Source organism: Photobacterium sp. S4TG1, assembly GCF_036040035.1.
In the GTDB taxonomy this organism is placed as follows: Bacteria; Pseudomonadota; Gammaproteobacteria; order Enterobacterales; family Vibrionaceae; genus Photobacterium.
Map to the genome: position 1 here is coordinate 1 of NZ_JAYXUH010000049.1, position 628 is coordinate 628.

Annotated in this window: 1 pseudogene; it reads right to left on the bottom strand. The window is 35.4% G+C overall.

Annotated features, from left to right (window positions below):
• Window positions 1–276 precede the first annotated feature (276 nt).
• Window positions 277–628, bottom strand: a pseudogene (locus VXS03_RS20090) (hypothetical protein); the annotation flags it as partial.

Below are 628 nucleotides of genomic sequence, written 5' to 3' on the forward strand. Positions count from 1 at the left end.
GTTGTTTGTGCCTGTATTTGTGAGGCACACAACAGGCATAAACATAACAGCCACCGATAACCTATTTTTATTTTTTGCATTATTTATTAATCCTTAATTACCGCATACAAAGTAGCACTTAAAAATTGCGGAGCAATAATTTGTTTGAAGGCTTAAATACATAGTCGAATTATCTATAAATCAGTTGGTTAAAATTTATGTATTTGGTACTCACCAGCGCAAAACGCTTCTAATAGAGGAAGCGTTTAAGGCTGTTAATGATAGGGCAGAGCAAGATTAGCGAAGCGCTCTCACTGTATGTTTCTTTAAGAACTTAGTAGCAAAGTCGTTGACTTGTTTTTTTTGGACTTCTGATAAATGACTCATTGCCTCAAGATAGTTCTCTTTATAAATATCATAAAGGTCATGCTCTTTATCTGTGCCCATCGAGTCTAGATATATTTTCGAATAAGCAGCACCGAGCACTTCGTCTTTTTCTGGGTAAGTGATTTGTGGTAATGAATGTAGGTACTGTGCAGCAAGAAATATTATAGAACCAGCATCTCCAGTATTCGCCATTTTTCTCCAAATATCTAACGCTTCTTTTTTATTGCCTTCATCATAAATTATAGAAGCATAACCTTCCATC